Here is a 19574-nt window from a genome sequence, read left to right as displayed (position 1 = left end):
ACCGGATCCCATGCCGGACAGGGTCGAGCAGACCGCTGCCGCGCCGCAGGACGAGCAGCCGCCCGCGCCGACCTCGCGGGCCGGGCGGAATCTGCCGGCGGCACTGGCCGTGGGGCTGACGCTCGGGCTGTCGTTGATCGCGATCCTGCTGTTCGTCCCGAAGGTGTTCATCGCGGTCGCGGGAGTCGGCGTCGGTGTGGCGAGCTGGGAGGTCACCAAGCGGCTGCGCGAAGCCGATGTGCTGGTGCCGCGGATTCCGCTGCTGGTGGGCGGACAGGCGGTCTTCTGGCTGGGCTGGCCGTGGGGGGCCGGTGGGGTGCTCGGCGCGTTCGCCGCCACCACGCTGGTGTGCATGGTGTGGCGGCTGTTCGACCACGGCCTCAGCACCGCGCCGAAGAACTTCCTTCGTGACACCGCGATCGCCGTGTTCACCCTCGCCTGGATTCCGCTGCTGGCCTCGTTCTCGACGCTGCTGCTGCTCGAACCCGACGGCAACCTGCGGGTGCTCACCTTCATGATCCTGGTGGTGTGCTCCGATGTCGGCGGTTATGTCGCCGGTGTGCTGTTCGGCAGGCATCCGATGGTGCCCGCGATCAGCCCGAAGAAGTCGTGGGAGGGATTCTGCGGTTCGCTGGTGTTCAGCGTGATCGGTGGTCTGCTGACCGTCACGTTGCTGCTCGAGGCGAATTCGATGATCGGTGTGGTGCTCGGTGTCGGCCTGGTGGCCGTGGCGACCATCGGTGACCTCATCGAGTCGCAGATCAAGCGCGAACTCGGCATCAAGGATATGGGGACGCTACTGCCGGGACACGGCGGAATCATGGACCGCCTCGACTCGATGCTGCCCTCGGCGTTCGTCTCCTGGCTGGTACTCAGCGCACTGCTCTGATCGGCGCCCCGTCACAACGATTTCTTGGCGGCGTGACGCAGTTGCAAGATGCGCACCCCGCCTACCAGGCCCATCACCAGCGCACCCGCGATCACCGACAGCAACACGGTGATGCCGAGCGGCAGTTCGAAATCCCAGAACAGCAGGTTGGTGCGGACCTTGTCGAGATTCTGGATGATGAAGATCAGCAGCACGATGCCGAGTAGGGCGGCGGCCAGCAGGGCGATCCAGGTGTAGCCGGTGCGAGATCGGTGCACGGCGTCGCGCGGGACCCGTACCGGCTTGGCAGCGGGTTTCACCGGTTCGGTCGGCTTGCTGTGTTTGCCGGTGGACTCGGTCGGCGGCGGGTCGTGCTCGGCCGGTGACGCACCGGATTCCGCGTGTGTACTCATAGTTCGATCATGGCCGACCGCTATTGCTCACGCACGCATCTTCTCGATAACGTCGCCCGGCGTGGCGGGTCCGACGTGGCGTTTGGGACAATGGTGGCACTATGGCCATCTCCCTGCCCCTTGTGTTCGATGCCCCGCGCCGCGGCATGCCGCCGCGCCACCTCGCCGATCTCGATTCGGACGAACGCAAGGCCGCGGTGCAGGAGCTGGGTTTGCCGAAGTTCCGGGCCGACCAGTTGGCCCGTCAGTACTACGGCCGCCTGCAGTCCGATCCGGCGCTGATGACCGACCTGCCCGCCGATGTGCGCGCGAAGGTCGGCGAGACGCTGTTCCCGCCGCTGCTGTCGGTGGTACGCAATATCGCCTGCGATGAGGGCGATACCCGCAAGACCCTGTGGAAGGCGCACGACGGCACGCTGTTGGAGAGCGTGCTCATGCGCTACCCCGACCGCAATACGCTGTGCATTTCCAGCCAGGCCGGCTGCGGGATGGCGTGTCCGTTCTGCGCGACCGGGCAGGCGGGGCTCACCCGCAACCTGTCGACCGCGGAGATCGTCGACCAGGTGCGCGCCGCCGCGGCCGATCTGCGCGACGGTGCGGTGCACGGTGGTCCGGGCCGACTGTCCAACATCGTGTTCATGGGGATGGGCGAGCCGCTGGCCAACTACAAGCGGGTGGTGAACGCGGTGCGCCGGATCACCTCGCCCGCGCCCGACGGGCTCGGTATCTCACAGCGGTCGGTGACGGTGTCGACCGTCGGGCTCGCGCCCGCGATCCGCAAGCTGGCCGACGAGGACATGTCGGTGCGCCTCGCGGTGTCGCTGCACACCCCCGACGACGAATTGCGCGACACCCTGGTGCCGGTGAACAATCGCTGGTCCATCGCCGAAGTGCTCGACGCCGCACGGTATTACGCCGATAAGTCCGGCCGCCGCGTCTCGATCGAGTACGCGTTGATCCGCGATATCAACGACCAGCCGTGGCGGGCGGACATGCTCGGCAAGAAACTGCACAAGGCGCTCGGTCCGCTCGTGCACGTGAATCTGATTCCGCTCAACCCGACTCCGGGCAGCGAGTGGGACGCCAGCCCCAAGCCGGTGGAGAAGGAGTTCGTGCGCCGGGTGATCGCCCAGGGTGTGTCGTGCACGGTGCGCGATACGCGTGGTCAGGAGATCGCCGCGGCCTGTGGTCAGCTCGCCGCCGAGGGCTAGGGCCCTCGGCGCCGTCAGACGATGCTGATCGGAGTGATGAAGTCGTCGTAGGGCAGTGGGCCGGCGACGAAGGCCTTGACCGACATGAGGTTCAGCGTGATGTCGCCGCCGTGGTTGTCCAGGAAGGCGATGTCGGAGGCGTCGCGCCCGGTGGCGATGCGTACCAGACTCGAGCGTGGCGCGAGGCCGGTCGGGTCGTAGGTGCGCCACCGACCGTCGATGTAGGCCTCGCAGACGGCGTGGAAGTCCATCGGCACGCAGCCCGGCGCGTAGACCGCGGCGACCCGGGCGGGGACGCCGACGGCGCGCAGCAGCGCGACCATCAGATGGGAGAAGTCGCGGCAGACGCCGGTGCCCGAGAGCAGCGTCTCCACCGCGCCGTCGATGGGTGTGCTGCTGCCCGAGACGTAGGTGATCCGTCTGCCGATCCACGACGAAACCCGGTTGGCCACCTCGGGATCGGCTATGCCGTAACCGAATTCGGCCGCCGCGAAGCCGAGCAACTTGTCCGATTCCGCGTAGCGGCTCGGTCGTCGGTACAGCGCGAGGTCGTAGTCGGAGGGCGGTGCGAGCACCGCGGTGCCGACGACGGTCGCTTGATAGTCGATCCGGAGGGTGCCCGCGCGAACGTCGAGCACGTGGATCCGGGAACCGTGTGCGCCGATCACTTCGCGTGGTGTGAGGAACTCGCCGTCGAGCGAGCATGTCATGGACTCGATCAGGTCGAGTCCTGGCTGGCGGGCGACAGCGATCTGACACTGCAGCACCGAATCGGCATGGACCGCGACCTCCAAACGCGCGGAAACGTCCCGTTTCACGCCCACAGATTGACAGGCGAATCGGAATCAAGCCAACCGAACCGCTCGAGCGGGTTGCGGCCCAGGCGTTATCGTCGTGGGACCGCAACGATGCGCGCGTCCGAGATCGTTGACTATGTCGCGCGAAACAGCCTCTGTCACAGTCACTCTCGAGCTCGAAGCGGGCAATGCCTCGCTGATGATCCTCGGCAAGATGCTCGGTCCGACGGGCGTCGCGCCCTTCGAGGTCAAACGACGATACGACGCCGCCACGGCCGATCGGCGTGGCGAGATCATTCCGGCCGTCATCACGATCGACGCCCGCAAGCGGTGGACCATGCGGCTGAAGACCCCACCGACCGCGTCCTTGATTCGTCAGGCTCTCGGCCACCCCGGCTCCCCGCAGGCCGGGCACAAACCGGTCGGGGCGATCAGCCGGGACCAACTGCGCCGCATCGCGATCCGCAAACTTCCCGACCTGAACACCACCGATGTGGAGGCGGCGATGCGCATCGTCGCCGGCACGGCGCGGTCGATGGGTGTGCGCGTGGAGCAGTGATCCCCGCCGGGTGCGCGATCGGACGGCAGCGGTGGGGTGGTGGTTTCCCGGACCCGGCATCCACACCTCGCGAGGTACACCGTGGTCAGTCGGCCCGTTCGCTGGTCCACGCCGTTTGGTAGTGTCCAGGCCGTCGGACGAAGAGCGAGATTCGGGGGTCAGAGTGGTTTCTGACGGGACGGTGTTCGCCGGATACACGATCGATCGGCAGCTGGGTCAGGGCGGGATGGGGTCGGTGTATCTGGCCAGGCATCCGCGGCTGCCCCGATGGACGGCGCTCAAACTGCTGAATCGGGAGTTGTTCTCCGACAAGGAGATCCGGGCCAGGTTCGAACGGGAAGCCGACCTGGTCGCCCAGCTCGATCACCCCAATATCGTGACCGTGTTCGATCGCGGCGTCGAGGGCGATCAACTGTGGATCAGCATGCAGTACATCGACGGGATCGATGCCTCCTCGCTGGATCCACACTCGCTGCCGCCGGACCGGGCGCTACAGATCATCGGTGAGACCGCCGCCGCGCTCGACTACGCGCATCGGGCCGGCGTGCTGCACCGCGACGTCAAGCCCGCCAATATCCTGCTGGCCCGGTCCAGCAGCCAGGAGCGGGTGTATCTCACCGACTTCGGCATCGCGCGCCTTCGCGACGATTCCGGTCATCTGACCGAGACCGGGTCGTTCACCGCCACGCTGGCCTACGCCGCGCCCGAGCAGCTCACCGGCGCCGCACTCGATCACCGCGCGGACCAGTACTCCCTCGCGTGCACCCTGTTCACGCTGCTGACGGGCAGCGCACCCTACGAGTCGACCAGCCCGGCCGCGGTCATCACCGGTCACCTGCAGGCGCCGCCGCCCCCGATCAGCCCACGTCGCGCGGGCCTGCCGCCGGTGCTCGATGCCGTGATGGCGCGTGCGCTGGCCAAGCGGCCTGCCGACAGGTTCACCTCGTGCGAGGAGTTCGTCGAGGCCGCCCAGCGCGCGGTGCGCACCGGAACCACCGGCGCCCGCCCGATCGCCCGGCCGACCTCGGGGGCGCACGCGCAGCCGTTCGTCGGCATGCAGCCCATGCGCCCGGTGAGCTCGACGGGCACTCCCATTCCGCAGTACAACCCCGCGCTGATGCCCCCACGGATGCCGCAGCCGCAGTACGCGCCGACCCCGCAGTACTGGCAGCAACGACCGGCCCCGATACCGACTCCGCCGCCGCAACGGGGTGGCTGGGGTTCGGCGTTGGGCGTCTACGCGGTCCTGCTCGTCGTCGTCATCGTGATCGCCGGCGTGATCGCGCTGCTGGCCAACCTCTGATCGGCTCGTCGTCCCGATCGGCGGGTGCCATATTCTGGTCAGAATGAGCGACTTCGACGTCACCGCCGCCGACTCCATCGACCTCGACCGGTTGCGTCGTTTCGTCGCTGTCGCCGAGGAGTTGCACTTCGCGCGCGCCGCCAAGGCGCTGCGAATCCCGCGGCAGGCGCTGAGCGCCACCGTGATCGAGCTGGAGGAAGAACTGGGCACCCGGGTGTTCGTTCCCGGTGCCTCGCCCACTCAGCTCAGCGACGACGGCGCCGCGCTGCTCGCGCGGGCCAGGGACCTGATCCGCGCCCGGGAACAGGCCGAACGAGAGCACAAGCCCGACGCGCCCGCGAGCCTGCGGGTGGGGTTCGTGCCGGGGGTGACGGTGTCGAAGTGGGCACGAATCTGGGGCGAGCGGCTACCGGAGCACCCACTCGAGATCGTCGGCGTCGCGCAGGGCGAGCAGGAGTCGGTGCTGCGGGAGGGGCGCGTCGACCTGTGCTTCGTCCGACTTCCGATCGACCGGACCACGACCAGCGCGATCCCGCTGTGGCAGGAGACGCCGGTCGCGGTCGTGCAGAAGGACGACGCGCTGTCACTGCTCGCGACGATCAGCCCGGCGGATCTGGCCGACGAGACGATCCAGGATGCCGCCGATCTCGATCAGGCCGTCGACACGCTCGCCCTGGTCGCCGCCGTCGGCGGCGCGGCGATCATGCCGCAGTCGATCGCGCGCCTGCATCACCGCCGCGATCTGGTCTACCGCCCGGTCAGCGACACCGAGTTCACCGAGATCGCGCTGGCGTGGCCCGCCGGGACCGACAGCGAGCTGCTCGAGGAGTTCGTCGGCATCGTGCGCGGCCGTTCGGCCAACAGCTCGCGCGGCGGCGCGGAACCGCAACAGCGGGGCGAGGCGCCCGCGCGCAAACCCGCGGCGAAGAAGCCCGCGGTGAAGAAACCGGCACCGAAGAAGCCGGTCGCGCGCGGCCGCAAACCGGCCCGGCGCGGCCGCTGAGACACGAAAACGCCTGCGGCGCGTGGTGATTGCCGCAGGCGTGGACGTAGTTGTCGTCGAGGGACTACTTCGGCATCCGCCGGGTGAGCGAGTCGACGATCAGGATTAGCGCCATCAGCGCGGCCAGGCCGACGAGGAAGATGTCCTCGACGTGACCCTTGTGGTTGCCGATGGTCATCGCGAGCAGGGCCACGATGACGAACCACGCCGCGATGCGGAAGGTCTTACGCGACTCACCGCTCCAGCCCCATTCCGCCGAGGGCACCTCGGCGGGGTCGACGCTGGTGGCGACGGCACGCTCGGTGCTGGCTTTGTCGAGGTCCGTGGCTGCCACGATCGCTCCTTAGGGCTCGAGTTCAGGTTGGGCGAGTGAGCATATCGTGGCATACGACCGTCCGTCGTAGCCAGCAGCCCTGCCACAATGGGCCCGTGTCCCACCCCGCAACGCGTGCCGCGCACGACAGTTCCCCGTCCACCGATCGGGTAAAGGTGCTGCTTCTCGGCAGTACCGGTTCGATCGGTACCCAGGCGCTAGAGGTGATCGCCGCCAACCCCGATCGCTTCGAGGTGGTCGGACTGGCGGCTCGCGGCGGCAATCCCGCCCTGCTCGCCGCGCAGATGACGGCCACCGGCACTCGCAATGTCGCCGTCGCCGACCCCGCCGCCGCACAGGCGCTCGGGTTGGCGCTCGGCGGCCCTTCCGCCGTGACCGAATTGGTCCGCCGCACCGATGCCGATGTCGTGCTCAATGCCCTGGTGGGTTCGCTGGGGCTCGAACCCACCCTGGCCACCCTGCAGGCGGGCACCCGGCTGGCACTGGCGAACAAGGAATCCTTGGTCGCGGGCGGCTCCCTGGTGACCCGCGCCGCCGCGCCCGGCCAGATCGTGCCCGTCGATTCCGAGCACTCGGCGCTGGCGCAATGCCTGCGTGGCGGTCGCGCCGAGGAGGTCGATCGTCTCGTTCTCACCGCGTCCGGCGGCCCGTTCCGCGGCTGGACGACCGCGATGCTCGAATCGGTGAATCCCGCGGAAGCCAAGACCCACCCGACCTGGTCGATGGGTCCGATGAACACCCTGAACTCGGCCTCACTGGTGAACAAGGGCCTGGAACTGATCGAGACCCACCTGCTCTTCGGGGTGCCCTACGACCGCATCGACGTCACCGTCCACCCCCAGTCGATCGTCCACTCGATGGTCACCTTCACCGACGGCTCGACCCTGGCCCAGGCCAGCCCCCCTGACATGAAACTCCCCATCGCCCTGGCGCTGGGCTGGCCCGACCGCATTCCCGGCGCGGCCGCCGCCTGCGATTTCGGCACCGCCGCCACCTGGACCTTCGAACCGGTCGACGACGAGGTCTTCCCCGCGGTCCGGCTGGCCCGCCAGGCAGGCGAAGCGGGCGGCAGCGTCACCGCGGTCTACAACGCCGCCAACGAGGTCGCGGTGCAGGCGTTCCTCGACGGCAAAATCACCTTCCCGACCATCGTGCGCACCGTCACCCAGGCGGTAGACGCCGCCGACCGCTGGCACGCCGAACCCGATACCCTGGACGACGTCCTCGCGGCCGACCGCTGGGCAAGGGAGTACGCCGCGAAAACCATCGAGGGCGAAACAAAGCCCTGACCTGACGACCACAACGACACCACCACCGTTTTCGGCCGCCCCGGATCCGAGGGGCGAGACGTAACGCCGAAGGCGCAGTATCGCCCCTCGGATTCGGGGTGACGAGGCCGAAAACACGCGGCGCCAGCCGCCAAGAACACAGGAGTCACATGGTTTTCGCGTTGGGGTTCGCCCTGTTCGCCCTCGGTATCACGATTTCGATCGCGCTGCACGAGTGCGGGCACATGTGGACCGCGCAGGCCACCGGCATGAAGGTGCGCCGCTACTTCATCGGCTTCGGGCCGAAGGTGTTCTCGTTCCGTCGCGGCGAGACCGAGTACGGGCTCAAGGCGCTGCCGCTGGGCGGCTTCTGCGATATCGCGGGCATGACGGCGCTCGACGAACTCGAACCGGAGGAGGTCGACCGGGCGATGTATCGCCAGTCGACCTGGAAGCGTCTGGTCGTGATGTTCGGCGGCATCGGCATGAACTTCCTGCTCGGGTTCATCCTGCTGGTGATCCTGGCGGTCGGCTGGGGTCTGCCCCAGCTCGAGCAGCCGCCGGCCACCGAGTTGGGTGCGATGAGCTGCGTCGCCCAGGAGACCCCGGACAAGAAGTTGGCGCCGTGTACCGGAACAGGACCCGCGCAGCGTGCGGGATTGCAGCCCGGCGATGTGGTCAAGGCCGTGAACGGCGTCGAGGTGGAGACCTGGGCGCAATTCCAGGCCGAAACCCAGAAGCAGACCGGCACCTTCACGTACACGATCGAACGCGCTGGTCGGACGCTGACCGTGTCGGTGACTCCCGAGCGAGTGATGCGGTCGCCGAAGGAGGGCGCGAGCCGCGAGGTGAGTGCGGTCGGTGTCGGTCCCGCCGCCTTCGCGCCGCCGAAGCAGTACGGCCCGCTCGCGGCGATTCCCGCCACCATCTCGTTCACCGGCGACTTCTTCGTCGAGACGGTGAAGTCGCTGGCGAAGATGCCGCAGAAGGTGTCGGCGCTGTGGGAGGCCGTCACCGGCGGTGAGCGTGACCCGGAGACCCCGGTGAGCGTCTACGGCGCCAGTCGTATCGGTGGCGAGACCGCCGAGCGTGGCCTGTGGGGCATGTTCATCCTGGTGCTGGCCAGTCTGAACTTCTTCCTCGGAGCGTTCAATCTGCTGCCATTGCTGCCGCTGGACGGCGGCCATATCGCGGTGGTGCTCTACGAGAAGGTCCGCGACACGATCCGTGGCTGGCGCGGCAAGGCGCCCGCGGGCCCCGTCGACTACCTCAAACTCCTGCCGATCACCTATGTGGCGGTGGTGCTCGGTGGCGCGTTCATGCTGCTGACCTTGGCCGCCGATATCGTCAACCCGATCACGCTCGGTCCGTGAACGCACTGCGATCCATCAGATATCGATTCCAGCCGGTGAGGTGGCCCTCACAGGGCGCCCGGTTGCCCTGCGCGACTAAACTCGGCTTCAACAACCCAGGTCGATCCGCGAAACGTACGAAAGAAGGCAGCCGAACGTGACCAGCACAATCGGATTGGGGATGCCCGCCGCCCCCGCTGCTGTTCTCGCACCCCGGCGCAAGACCCGCCAGCTGACGGTCGGCAATGTCGGCGTCGGTAGCGATTCGCCGATCTCGGTGCAGTCGATGACCACCACCAAGACCCACGACATCAACGCCACGTTGCAGCAGATCGCCGAGCTCACCGCCTCGGGATGCGACATCGTGCGGGTGGCCTGTCCGCGGCAGGAAGACGCCGACGCGCTCGCCACGATCGCGAAGAAGTCGCAGATCCCGGTGATCGCCGATATCCACTTCCAGCCGCGCTACATCTTCGCCGCCATCGACGCGGGCTGCGCCGCGGTCCGTGTCAACCCGGGCAACATCAAGGAATTCGACGGCCGGGTCGGCGAGGTCGCCAAGGCCGCGGGCGCCGCGGGCATCCCGATCCGCATCGGTGTCAACGCCGGTTCGCTGGACAAGCGGATGCTGGAGAAGTACGGCAAGGCCACCCCGGAAGCGCTGGTCGAGTCGGCGCTGTGGGAGGCGAGTCTGTTCGAGGAGCACGGCTTCGGCGACATCAAGATCTCGGTCAAGCACAACGACCCGGTGATCATGGTCGAGGCCTACCGCCAGCTCGCCGCGCGCAGCGACTACCCGCTGCACCTCGGCGTCACCGAGGCGGGCCCGGCGTTCCAGGGCACGATCAAGTCCGCGGTCGCCTTCGGCGCGCTGCTCAGCGAGGGCATCGGCGACACGATCCGGGTGTCGCTCTCGGCTCCGCCCGCCGAGGAGATCAAGGTCGGCGGCCAGATCCTGCAGTCGCTGAACCTGCGTCCGCGCAAGCTCGAGATCGTGTCGTGCCCGTCGTGTGGCCGCGCCCAGGTGGACGTGTACACCCTGGCCGACGCGGTCGCCGCCGGTCTGGACGGCCTGGAAGTGCCGCTGCGCGTCGCGGTGATGGGCTGCGTCGTGAACGGGCCCGGCGAGGCACGCGAGGCCGACCTCGGGGTCGCGTCCGGCAACGGCAAGGGGCAGATCTTCGTCAAGGGTGAGGTCATCAAGACCGTGCCCGAGCATTTGATCGTGGAGACCCTGATCGAAGAGGCGATGCGCATCGCCGAGCAGATGGACGAGCAGCCGGGCGCGGAGCCCGTCGTCACCGTGAGCTGAACCGGGATCCTCACGGTCCTACGTCGGATTCGGCGGACCCGTACCGCTCGGCGTGCTTTCGTGGCAGGCTGGTGCCGTGCGGAGTCTGCTGGAGCCGACGCGACGGTCCAAAACCGCTCCCGCGCGCCCGGTGGCCGTGCGAGATCTCGGTGAGGTGCTGCGCGTCCTCGATACCGACCCGGTGGCGTCGTGCATGATCGCCGCCCGGGTCCAGGAATTCGGGATCGACTCCCGGACCGGTGCCGGCGAGCTGTGGAGCCGCGGCGGACCGGCCGATTCGCTGTGTTTCTCCGGCGCCAATCTGGTGCCGCTGCGCGGTGATCGGCAGGCATTGCGCGCGTTCGCCGATCGGGCCGGCCGTTGGCCGCGGGTGTGTTCCTCGGTGGTCGGAAGGCGCGAACTAGCCCTCCCGCTGTGGGAGATGCTGCTGCCGACCTGGGGTCCGGCCAGAGAGCTACGTGCTGATCAGCCGCTGCTGGCGCTGGCCAAGCCCGCCGCCGCGCGCGCGGATGGGGGAGTGCGCCGCGTGCGCCCCGACGAGATCGACCGCTACCTGACCGCCGCGATCGCCATGTTCATCGAGGAGGTCGGCATCGACCCGCGCGCGGGCGACGGTGGGCGCGGCTATCGACGGCGGATCACCAGTCTCATCGAATCCGGTAGGGCCTGGGCACGTTTCGAGGACGGTGAGGTCGTGTACAAAGCCGAGATCGGTGCCCTGTCGCGGCGAACCGGCCAGATCCAGGGCGTGTGGGTGCATCCCGAATTCCGGGGTGCCGGGGTGGGCACCGCCGGGACCGCCTCGGTCGCCAATGCTGTTGTGGCAACCGGTCGTACGGCGAGCCTCTACGTCAACGACTACAACCGGGTCGCCCGCAGCGCCTACAGCCGGGTGGGGTTCCGCCAGATCGCTACCTTCGCAACCGTCCTGGTGGACTGAAACTTTGGCGCGTGGCGTCGAGGTGAGGCGGCTTTTCGCCGCTACCATCGGTGCCGATGAGGACACGGATGCTCACCACGTGCGCGGTGGCCGCCCTCGCTGTCGCGGCGACCGCCTGTTCTGCCGGTGCCCAGGGACCGGTGCCCGCCGCCGACGCCTTCGCCGCGGCGTTCGCCGAACGTGATCTCGCCGCGGCCGCGGCGCTGACCACCGCCCCTGAGAAGGCCACGGCGGCACTGACTTCGACGTGGCAGGCCTTGCAGGCGGAGAAGTTGTCGATCCGCACCGGCGACGCACGCGTCACCGGCGACACCGCGACGGTCGACTACACCTACGAGTGGACCCTGCCCAAGGGGCGTCAGTGGACCTACTCCGGTGAATTGCAGATGGGCCGCAGCGATGGGCGCTGGCTGGTTCGCTGGAGCTCCGCCGACATCCACCCCCAACTCGGTGACACCCAGAGTATGGAGTTGCGCACCCGGCCCGCCCCACGCGCCAGGGTCAACGAGGCGGCGGGCAGCGATGTGCTGGTCCCGGGCAAGGTCTCACGAGTGAAGTTCACCGTGGCGGACGCCCCCGACCCGACCCGCGTCGCCGGTACGCTCGCCGCGGCGCTGAGCCGCATCGACCCGGTCGCCTATACCCCGCAGTCCATCCTCGCCGTGGCGCGCAAGACCGACGGCGCGCACACCGTGATCCTGCTCAACGAGTACGAGGCCGAGACCATCGGCGGCGAGCTGATCGGGCTGCCGGGCGTGACGCTGACCCAGGAGTGGGACATGGTGCCCACCGACCGCAAATTCGCGCCCGACCTGCTCACCCAGGTCCGCAAGACGGTGATCGCCGAGGTCGACGGGAAGGCGGGCTGGAGCGTGGTCACCCGCAATGCCGACGGCGCCGATCTCGATGTGTTGCACGAGGAGGCGGCCGAACCCGCGCCGTCGTTCGCGCTGAGCATCGACCGGTTCGTGCAGAATTCCGCCCAGCAGGCGGTGGACCTGCGCACCGAGCGGGCCATGATGGTGGTGCTCCGCCCGTCGACCGGTGCGATCCTCGCGGTGGCGCAGAACAAGTACGCCGACCGCGACGGCCCGGTCGCCACCAGCGGACAGTATCCGCCGGGCTCGATCTTCAAGACGGTCACCGCGTCGGCGGCGATGGCTTCCGGGCTGGCCACGCCGGAGACCGTGCTGCCCTGTCCGAGCAGCACCATCATCGGCGAACGCACCATTCCCAACTACAACATGTTCTCCGTCGGTGACGTACCGATGGCCACCGCCTACGAGCGGTCGTGCAACACCACCTTCGCCAGACTGGCCAGCAAGCTCGAACCCGACGCGCTCACGCAGGCCGCGGCGCGCCTGGGCGTCGGGCAGGACTACCGGGTCGAAGGCCTGCCGACGATGTCGGGGTCGGTGCCGAAGGCCGACGCGCTGGTGCAGCGCGCAGAGGACGGCATCGGGCAGGGCCGCGTGGTGGTGAGCCCGTTCGGGATGGCGGTGATGGCCGCGACGGTAGCCAACGGCGCCGCACCGGTGCCGTATCTGATCGCGGGCAGGCCGACGGAGGTCACCGGGGATCGGCCCGCGATCGCGCCGGACGTGGTCGAGGGCCTGCGTTCGATGATGCGCATGGTGGTCACCGGCGGTACGGCCGAACGCATCAGAGATCAGGGCGAGGTCTATGGCAAGACCGGCGAGGCCGAGGTCGACGGTGGATCGCATTCGTGGTTCGTCGGCTATCGCGGGGATATCGCGTTTGCGACATTGCTGGTGAAGGGCGGCAGTTCCGACAACGCGGTGGCCGTTACCCGGGATATGTTCGCCGCGCTGCCCCCCGGCTATTGACACGCCGATCGGACGGGCGAGGCAGTGACAGACTTCGATTCGTGATGGTGTCGGGTCAGTTGGCGTTCTCGGTCGCCAGCAGACCCCGCACCACCGCGAGCGATGTGCTGTCGGTGTGGGATGACGCGGTGTCGTGCAGCACGTTGTAGCTGGCAACGGGTTCCGGCGCGGCGGTGGCCGCGCTGTCGAGGACGTCGATGGCGGCCGCGCCGCCGAGGATCATCCCCGCAGTGGTCAAGATCAAGGTAGAGCGCCTCATGGTTCGTCTCCCTCATTCAGGGTTTCGACGTGTTCGCGGGGCAACCTGTTCGATTTCTGAGGATTTGCTGATACGCAACCGTAGAACGGCGGTTACTGCGGCAACAGGCGGCGTCAGCAAGCGAAACGCAATTGTTGCCCTATGTGCGGGCGTGTTCGAACACAACCGCTATTCGGTCGTGATGAAAAGATGAATTATCGGTTCCGATCCGATAAAGGTGCTGATCACAGCCTATCCGGCGATGTAAACGAATCGCCGATGACTCATCCGCGTTGCAGTGTCGCCGCCAGATGATGCTGCAAAGATTCGCCGACCGCCGCCATACGCAACGTGTACTCGATGGTGTCGCCGGTGACATGGAATGAGCGGCCTACCGCGGTAACCGGCTTTGCCGATTCGCTCAGGCCGATATTCGTGGAGTTCAATTCCAGGCGAATTCCGTCCACGGTTTCGGTGATCGTGCCCTCGCAGATCTCGGTGATTCCGGTCGGGTGGGCGAGGATCAGTTCCACCCGTCCGGGCGCCGGACTGCGCAGGTAGCCGGTCTCGGCGTGCAGCGGCCTGCCGTCGGAGCCGGCCCTGGTCCGCTGCGTGTAGGCGAGGAACGGTTTGCCCACGTGTCCGAAGGCGATCTCCTCGAGGTAGTCGAAGGATTCGATGGTCGGGTATTCGCCCGTGCCCCGGCCGCGCCAGGTGCCGAGTAGTGGTGCCAGGGCGGCGATGTCGGGGTGCGGGGCGATGTTGGGGGAAGGTTCGACCACGGCCGACAGCGTAGCCCCGAGGTTCCTGTGACGGTCGCGGCACACCGCCACATCAGCCGCGATAAGGTCAGCGTCGCCTGAACGCCGTCCGGCGGAAGGTCGCGAAAGGACAAGAACGTGAACGGACATGTGAGGGGCGCTCGCCGGATGCGGTCCGGGCTGGTGCGCGGCGCGGTACTCGGCGCGGCAGTGCTGCTCGCCGTGGCGTGCTCGAACACCGAGCCTTCGACCGACGACGTCACCGCGCTGGACGGCAATCGCTACGGCCAGACCAACCTCGCCGCGGACAAAGACTCCTATCACGCCCAGTTCACGTTGCCCGGCATGGTCGATGCGTGGGGGCTGGCCGCGGGGCCGAAGGGCGCGGGTGGGCATTTCTGGGTCGGTGCGGGCGGTAAGTCGTTCCAGTTCCTCGGCGATGTGCAGTCGTCCTCGGATCCCAAGCTGGGGAAGCTGACCCAGGACCAGCTCAAGCTCGTCGGGATTCCCGGTGCCGACGCCGACACCTCCGATAAGAGCATCGGCAAGGTCACCGGCGTCGTGTTCAACCCGGCGCCGATCACCTCGGACCTGTTCGCGGTGCGCGACCAGTGGGTCGATGTGGACGGTATGCCGATCCCGCTCGGCGGTTCCTCGCGCGTCATCTTCGCCACCGATTCGGGCAAGCTGTCGGCCTGGACCGAGCAGGCGCCCGACGGTGCGATCGTGCGGCGCGACGGTGGCGCGAACCAGGTGTTCGACGGCTCGGCGCAGGGCATGGCCTTCTTCGGAATCGCGCTGGCCCCAACGGGTGACAAGCTGCTGGCCGCCGATTTCGGCGCCGACCCGCAGGTCCGCACCTTCGACAAGTTCTGGCAGCCGGTCGCGACCACCGGGTTCGCCAACCCGTTCGCCACCGGCGAGGTGATCGACGCGTCCTCGCCCGAGAAGGGCAAGAAGGCAAGGCCCGGCGATCCGGCGCCGTTCAACATCACCACCCTCGGTAGCCGAGTGTTCGTGTCCTACGCCGTCACCGGGCCCGACGACAAGGATCCGAAGGCCTTCGACAAGGCCGAGGAAGTCGCCCTCGACGCCGACAAGGACCGCGATTCGCACGGTAAGCCGGACCGGGGCAAGGTCGCCGAGTTCGACGGCGCGGGCAAACTGGTTCGCATCATCGACGACGGCGGCAGGCTCAACGCGCCGTGGGGCGTGGCGATCGCACCGTCGAACTTCGGTGCGCTGTCGGGCAAACTGCTGATCGGCAACTTCGCCGGCCTCGGCCGGGTCCTGGCCTACGACGACACCACCGGTACCTTCGTCGACTACCTGCGCGACAGTCAGGCGAAGCCGGTCGAGATCGAGGGCCTGCGGGCATTGATGTTCGGCAACGGCGAAAGTCTCGGCGACGCGAACGCCCTCTACTTCACGGCGGGTCCCGAAGACGAGAAGGACGGTCTCTTCGGCAGTCTGCGCGTGCAGTAGGGCGGCGAGGGCGCGGCGGACACGGGGCGGCGAAGCGGACAATTTCGATGTCCGGTGTCCATTCGCTTCCGTCGACGGGCAGTTGTAGGGGACAGTGGGTGGCGCGATGGTTGCCGGGTGGACACGGATCGGTATCCACCCGACGTGTTGCGTGCGCACGCGACGGTGCCTCCACCGGGGTGCCGTACCCGAGCCGGAGGTGTGCCAGATGAGAATTTCGCGCGTTGACGTGGTCGGTTCGGCGGGGGAGCGGTGAATGCGCCCTGCGCCACGAGAGTCGATGCTGCCCGGTCGGGACGTCCTGCTTGCGGCGTTCCATGGTTTGCCACACGATGACCACCCCATCCTGCACGCCGCCGGGGAGCTGGCGCTGCTGCACCAGTTGCGGGCAGGCACCGCGCGGAGTGAGTCCGAGCGCATCGACCGGCGCCGCGCCCAGTTGATGCGTTCGATCGATCGCTGGGTCATTCTCGCCGCGCCCATTCCGCACGCCGCGGCCGACGAACACTGCGAAACCCTCGGTGGCTTGGTCGATCGCCTCGCCGAGCACAGTTCGCAGGCTTTCATCGCCCCGGCAGGCATCCCCGAGTCGCTCCGCGACGACGAATGGGTCCGCCTCGATCACCTCGCCGACAGTTACGAGCGCCTGATCGACGATCTGTGGTCGGGTTCGCGCAGTCTGCCCGCGCACATGTATTGACACCTTGGGTGTATTCGCCGCCCCCTTGGTGGGCGAGACCGGTCCCCGGGGTTGGTGGGGGATCGGGGCCTTCCCGCGCGACAGTGGAACGCACACCATCTGTGGTCGGGTCGGCGAAGGAGTTCGGATGCGCGGTCGGTCTACGGCGAAAGCCCCCGAAAGTACTGGGCTGCTGAGGGTTTCGCGCGATCTATCATTTGTTGTGAACAGTCGTGATGATCCGTCCGCCTGCGGGTGGACCGCTGATCAGCCCGATTCCTGTTCCGCGGACTCGGTCGAGGCCGAGCGCGCCGAGTCCGCGGCGACAGCCGTCGTGCTGCCGATCCGCCCGCACTCCACCTACGTCGACGGCGCGCCCCTGTTCTGCCTGGCCGGGGAGGCGATCCTGGCCTGGAACTACGCGGGCCTGGTCGCTCACCTCGACCCACGGGTCCCGATCTACGGACTGCAGGCGAGCGCGCGACCGCGCACGATCCGCGACTACGCCGCCGGCTATCTCGCCGAGATCCGCCGCCTCGCCCCGCACGGCCCATATCAGCTGCTGGGGTGGTCCGCGGGCGGCTTCGTCGCCCATGAGGTCGCGGTCCGGCTCCGCGCGGCAGGCGAGCAGGTTCGCGTCGTCCTTCTCGCTGCCGACCCCGAGGCACCTGCCCCCGCGCCGCTGGCGGCCGACCGTGTCGCCACGTTGCTCGGTGTCGACACCGCGGCCGACGCGACCGCGATCAACGCCGCCATGGCGGGAACGCTCGACGTCACCGGCGAGGATCTCGACCACCTCGCCGCCCTGAGCGCCACCGCCGCCCGCATGGTGTCCGGCCACCGCCCCTCGTGGCTGCCCGGCGACCTCACCGTGTGTATCCCGGGTCGTGCGCCCGGCGGCGCCGATCGCCTCGACCCCGGCGCCACGGTGCGCGGTTGGCGTCCCTATGTCGAGGGCGCGGTCACCGGCTTCGTCCTCGACGCCACTCCGGACGAACTCACCGCACCCGACGTCCTTCCCGAGATCGCTCGAATCCTGGCCACCACCCCACTCTCGGCGCGCACGACATGCTGACCGGGTTCCCCGGCGCCACACGGCCCATCGACCACGATGGGGACGTGCAGACCGCCGACGAGTTCGCTACAGATCGCGCGCCGACGGTCGTGTTCGCCCAGTGGTGGGTGCTCGCGCGACGGCTGATCCGCCCGGCCTGGCGCACCGGTGAGATCTTCACCGCCCTGCTCGCCCCCGCGGTGTTCACTCTCGGCTTCTATGTCCCGCTCGATCTGGTGATGACCGTCTACGGCCACGGCCTGAGCAGCTACGCCCAGTTCCTGATGCCGATGATCGTCATGCAGGCGGTGGCGTTCTGCGCCATCACGGCCGCTTTCCGCGCCGCCACCGATGCCCGCGACGGACTCGATGCCCGGTTCGCGACCCTGCCGATGCCACGGTGGGTTCCGTTCGCGGCCAGAATCACCATGGCCGCCCACCGTGCGGTGATCTCGGTCGCCGCCGCGCTCGTGTGCGGTGCCGTCATCGGTTTCCGCTTCTACGGAAGCTGGTGGCACACTGTCGGTTTCCTCGCGTTCTCCCTGCTGATCGCGACCGCCCTGTGCTGCGGCGCCGATCTGCTCGGCAGTATGTCGGCCAGTCCCGAGGCCACCACCCAGATCCTGGTGCTGCCCCAGTTGATCTTCGGCATGGTGTCGACGGGCTTCGCGCCCGCGAGCCAATTCCCCGGCTGGATCCAGGGTTTCGCCCGCAACCAGCCCGTCTCCCAGTTCGTCGACGGCCTGCGCGCGCTGGCGGGCGATTCCACCGGCGACGCGGGCGCGGTCGATCTCGCGACGCTGGGCCCCGGGCTGGCCTGGGCGCTCGGCATTCTGGTGGTCTGCGGCGGCCTGTCCTGGCGCCACGCCGCCCGGAGGTCGGCATGACAACCATCCCACTGCCTGCCCTCGCCCGGCACACCGAGTCGCTGCGCATGCTGGCGCCGCAGACGCTGATCCAGACCCGGCGGCTGCTGACCCGCTGGGGTCGAGACCCCTTGACGATGATGCAGGCGCTGTTCTTCCCCGCCCTGCTGCTGGTGATGCTCAACGCGGTACTGGGCAAACAGGTGTCGTCGTTCGCGGGCGCCGACGCCCTCTACGGTTCGGTGCCGATGGTCTCGCTGGTCGGGGTGATGTCGGGTTCGCTGGCCGGTGCCGTCACCCTCGGCCGCGAGCGCGATGCGGGACTGCTCGCCCGGTTCTGGGTACTGCCGGTCCATCGCGCCTCGGGGCTGCTCTCGCGCGTCGTTGCCGAAGGCGTCCGGATCCTGGTGTGCACGCTGGTGATCTTCGCGGTCGGCGTCGTACTCGGATTCCGCTTCACCCAGGGTCTGTTCGCCGCGATCGCCCTGTTCGCCATCCCGGTGCTGTACGGACTCGGCTTCGCGACGATGGTCACCGCACTGGCGGTGTACACCGCGAAAGCCGCTCTGGTGGAGTTCGTTTCGCTGGGATCGTCGTTGTTGATGTTCTTCAGTACCGGGTTCGTCCCGCTCGCCGCCTACCCCGGTTGGGCGCGCCCGATCGTGGAGCACAACCCACTCACACACGCCATCGACACCATGCGCGGACTCTCGCTCGGCGGGCCGGTGCGCGGGCCGCTGCTGGCCACCCTGGCATGGTCGCTCGGCGCTATCGCGGTCTTCGCCGTTCCCGCCGCGATCGGCTTCCGCCGCGCCAGCCGCTACTGACCGGACGCGGACCGGGTGATCGCGTCCCTGGCCTCGGTGATCAGCTTCGCCGAATCGCGTGGACTCAACGCCATGGCCCGGAGCTGGTCGAAGATCACGCCGAATCGGCGGATCTCGGAGTGCCCCTCGACCAGGTCGTGCACGGACATGCTCTCCACGTACACCAGTTCGGGGTCGACGGGATTGCGGAAGTCGAGCAGCGTGAACGAGCCGGCCATGCCGGGGTGCGCGCCCGCGTCGAACGGAAGCACCTGCAGGATCACGTTCTTGCGCTTGGTCTCGTCGAGGAGCCGGTCGAGCTGGCCCGCCATCGTGGCCGCTCCGCCGACCACCCTGCGGATCGCCGCCTCGTCCATCACGACCCACAGTTCCAGCGGGTCGTCCTTGGTCAGGTTGATGGCGCGATCCATGCGCGCCTGCGCCCTGCTCTCCATCACCGAGGCGTCCAGACGTGGCA

21 protein-coding genes are annotated in these 19574 nt (G+C 68.3%); 15 read left to right on the top strand and 6 right to left on the bottom strand.

Features of this window, described 5'->3' with window-relative positions; translation table 11 throughout:
- The first annotated feature begins 10 nt into the window (after positions 1-10).
- Positions 11-889, top strand: a complete 879-nt coding sequence (locus tag NA12_RS10720; protein ID WP_067449477.1) for a phosphatidate cytidylyltransferase — start codon at positions 11-13, stop codon at positions 887-889.
- A gap of 11 nt (positions 890-900) precedes the next feature.
- Here the strand turns inward: NA12_RS10720 and NA12_RS10715 are convergent, their stop codons facing one another.
- The gene (locus NA12_RS10715) at positions 901-1281 is read right to left on the bottom strand and encodes a LapA family protein (protein ID WP_084472655.1); all 381 of its coding nucleotides are present in this window, start codon (positions 1279-1281) and stop codon (positions 901-903) included.
- A gap of 101 nt (positions 1282-1382) precedes the next feature.
- Between NA12_RS10715 and rlmN the strand changes: the two genes are divergently transcribed.
- Positions 1383-2492: a dual-specificity RNA methyltransferase RlmN gene (rlmN, locus tag NA12_RS10710; RefSeq protein WP_067448934.1), complete on the top strand. Its 1110-nt coding sequence runs from the start codon at positions 1383-1385 to the stop codon at positions 2490-2492.
- A 14-nt stretch (positions 2493-2506) separates the two neighbouring features.
- Here the strand turns inward: rlmN and NA12_RS10705 are convergent, their stop codons facing one another.
- Complete coding sequence (locus NA12_RS10705) at positions 2507-3310, bottom strand: transglutaminase-like domain-containing protein (protein ID WP_067448932.1); 804 nt, start codon at positions 3308-3310, stop codon at positions 2507-2509.
- Between the two features lie 115 nt (positions 3311-3425).
- Here NA12_RS10705 and NA12_RS10700 point away from each other — a divergent pair, with 115 nt between their 5' ends.
- From NA12_RS10700 to NA12_RS10690, 3 genes are all read left to right on the top strand, one after another.
- Positions 3426-3848, top strand: coding sequence for an uL11 family ribosomal protein (locus tag NA12_RS10700; protein ID WP_067448930.1), 423 nt, complete (start codon positions 3426-3428; stop codon positions 3846-3848).
- Between the two features lie 163 nt (positions 3849-4011).
- Positions 4012-5151, top strand: a complete 1140-nt coding sequence (locus NA12_RS10695; RefSeq protein WP_084472653.1) for a serine/threonine-protein kinase — start codon at positions 4012-4014, stop codon at positions 5149-5151.
- A 43-nt stretch (positions 5152-5194) separates the two neighbouring features.
- The gene (locus NA12_RS10690; protein WP_067448928.1) at positions 5195-6154 is read left to right on the top strand and encodes a LysR family transcriptional regulator; all 960 of its coding nucleotides are present in this window, start codon (positions 5195-5197) and stop codon (positions 6152-6154) included.
- A 64-nt stretch (positions 6155-6218) separates the two neighbouring features.
- On the opposite strand, the gene NA12_RS10685 is transcribed toward NA12_RS10690, so the two are convergent.
- Positions 6219-6488, bottom strand: coding sequence for a DUF2631 domain-containing protein (locus NA12_RS10685; RefSeq protein ID WP_067448926.1), 270 nt, complete (start codon positions 6486-6488; stop codon positions 6219-6221).
- Between the two features lie 95 nt (positions 6489-6583).
- Here NA12_RS10685 and dxr point away from each other — a divergent pair, with 95 nt between their 5' ends.
- From dxr to NA12_RS10660, 5 genes are all read left to right on the top strand, one after another.
- Positions 6584-7777: a 1-deoxy-D-xylulose-5-phosphate reductoisomerase gene (gene dxr / locus NA12_RS10680; protein ID WP_067448924.1), complete on the top strand. Its 1194-nt coding sequence runs from the start codon at positions 6584-6586 to the stop codon at positions 7775-7777.
- Between the two features lie 149 nt (positions 7778-7926).
- Complete coding sequence (locus tag NA12_RS10675; RefSeq protein WP_067448922.1) at positions 7927-9129, top strand: M50 family metallopeptidase; 1203 nt, start codon at positions 7927-7929, stop codon at positions 9127-9129.
- Between the two features lie 136 nt (positions 9130-9265).
- Positions 9266-10420, top strand: coding sequence for a flavodoxin-dependent (E)-4-hydroxy-3-methylbut-2-enyl-diphosphate synthase (ispG, locus tag NA12_RS10670; protein WP_067448920.1), 1155 nt, complete (start codon positions 9266-9268; stop codon positions 10418-10420).
- 85 nt (positions 10421-10505) lie between these two features.
- Positions 10506-11360, top strand: coding sequence for a GNAT family N-acetyltransferase (locus NA12_RS10665; protein ID WP_371855988.1), 855 nt, complete (start codon positions 10506-10508; stop codon positions 11358-11360).
- Positions 11361-11416: 56 nt separating this feature from the next.
- A complete protein-coding gene (locus NA12_RS10660) occupies positions 11417-13207 on the top strand; it encodes a penicillin-binding transpeptidase domain-containing protein (RefSeq protein WP_067448918.1) in 1791 nt (596 codons plus the stop codon).
- A 55-nt stretch (positions 13208-13262) separates the two neighbouring features.
- On the opposite strand, the gene NA12_RS33605 is transcribed toward NA12_RS10660, so the two are convergent.
- Positions 13263-13466: a hypothetical protein gene (locus tag NA12_RS33605; protein ID WP_132369657.1), complete on the bottom strand. Its 204-nt coding sequence runs from the start codon at positions 13464-13466 to the stop codon at positions 13263-13265.
- 263 nt (positions 13467-13729) lie between these two features.
- Positions 13730-14227, bottom strand: coding sequence for a peroxynitrite isomerase (locus tag NA12_RS10655; protein ID WP_067448916.1), 498 nt, complete (start codon positions 14225-14227; stop codon positions 13730-13732).
- Between the two features lie 147 nt (positions 14228-14374).
- Here NA12_RS10655 and NA12_RS10650 point away from each other — a divergent pair, with 147 nt between their 5' ends.
- The 5 genes from NA12_RS10650 (at position 14375) to NA12_RS10630 (ending at position 19117) form a co-directional block, all read left to right on the top strand.
- Positions 14375-15691, top strand: a complete 1317-nt coding sequence (locus NA12_RS10650; RefSeq protein WP_067448914.1) for a TIGR03118 family protein — start codon at positions 14375-14377, stop codon at positions 15689-15691.
- 256 nt (positions 15692-15947) lie between these two features.
- Positions 15948-16391: a hypothetical protein gene (locus NA12_RS10645; RefSeq protein WP_067448912.1), complete on the top strand. Its 444-nt coding sequence runs from the start codon at positions 15948-15950 to the stop codon at positions 16389-16391.
- Between the two features lie 202 nt (positions 16392-16593).
- Positions 16594-17445 (top strand): thioesterase domain-containing protein, encoded by an 852-nt coding sequence (locus tag NA12_RS10640; RefSeq protein WP_067448910.1) that lies wholly within the window; start codon positions 16594-16596, stop codon positions 17443-17445.
- Positions 17446-17489: 44 nt separating this feature from the next.
- On the top strand, positions 17490-18311 hold the full coding sequence (locus NA12_RS10635; protein WP_067449474.1) for an ABC transporter permease: 822 nt from the start codon (positions 17490-17492) through the stop codon (positions 18309-18311).
- Positions 18308-19117: an ABC transporter permease gene (locus NA12_RS10630; RefSeq protein WP_067448908.1), complete on the top strand. Its 810-nt coding sequence runs from the start codon at positions 18308-18310 to the stop codon at positions 19115-19117. The genes NA12_RS10635 and NA12_RS10630 overlap by 4 nt, the downstream gene beginning before the upstream one ends.
- Here the strand turns inward: NA12_RS10630 and NA12_RS34130 are convergent.
- Positions 19111-19574 (bottom strand): DUF5753 domain-containing protein (locus tag NA12_RS34130; RefSeq protein WP_218017144.1); only part of this gene is annotated, 464 nt, incomplete at its 5' end. The genes NA12_RS10630 and NA12_RS34130 overlap by 7 nt on opposite strands.

Origin of the sequence: Nocardia alba NBRC 108234, from assembly GCF_001612665.1 — a bacterium.
GTDB lineage: Bacteria > Actinomycetota > Actinomycetes > Mycobacteriales > Mycobacteriaceae > Nocardia > Nocardia alba.
This window is presented reverse-complemented; position numbering and strand designations above follow the sequence as displayed.

Excerpts from the sequence above, each read along its gene's own strand:
- NA12_RS10630 (WP_067448908.1), top strand. The coding sequence starts at position 18,308 with ATGACAACCATCCCACTGCCTGCCCTCGCCCGGCACACCGAGTCGCTG.
- NA12_RS10650 (WP_067448914.1), top strand. The coding sequence starts at position 14,375 with ATGCGGTCCGGGCTGGTGCGCGGCGCGGTACTCGGCGCGGCAGTGCTG.
- NA12_RS10645 (WP_067448912.1), top strand. The coding sequence starts at position 15,948 with ATGCGCCCTGCGCCACGAGAGTCGATGCTGCCCGGTCGGGACGTCCTG.
- NA12_RS10690 (WP_067448928.1), top strand. The coding sequence starts at position 5,195 with ATGAGCGACTTCGACGTCACCGCCGCCGACTCCATCGACCTCGACCGG.
- NA12_RS10720 (WP_067449477.1), top strand. The coding sequence starts at position 11 with ATGCCGGACAGGGTCGAGCAGACCGCTGCCGCGCCGCAGGACGAGCAG.
- NA12_RS10700 (WP_067448930.1), top strand. The coding sequence starts at position 3,426 with ATGTCGCGCGAAACAGCCTCTGTCACAGTCACTCTCGAGCTCGAAGCG.
- rlmN (WP_067448934.1), top strand. The coding sequence starts at position 1,383 with ATGGCCATCTCCCTGCCCCTTGTGTTCGATGCCCCGCGCCGCGGCATG.
- NA12_RS10675 (WP_067448922.1), top strand. The coding sequence starts at position 7,927 with ATGGTTTTCGCGTTGGGGTTCGCCCTGTTCGCCCTCGGTATCACGATT.
- NA12_RS10660 (WP_067448918.1), top strand. The coding sequence starts at position 11,417 with ATGAGGACACGGATGCTCACCACGTGCGCGGTGGCCGCCCTCGCTGTC.
- NA12_RS33605 (WP_132369657.1), bottom strand. The coding sequence starts at position 13,466 with ATGAGGCGCTCTACCTTGATCTTGACCACTGCGGGGATGATCCTCGGC.
- NA12_RS10715 (WP_084472655.1), bottom strand. The coding sequence starts at position 1,281 with ATGAGTACACACGCGGAATCCGGTGCGTCACCGGCCGAGCACGACCCG.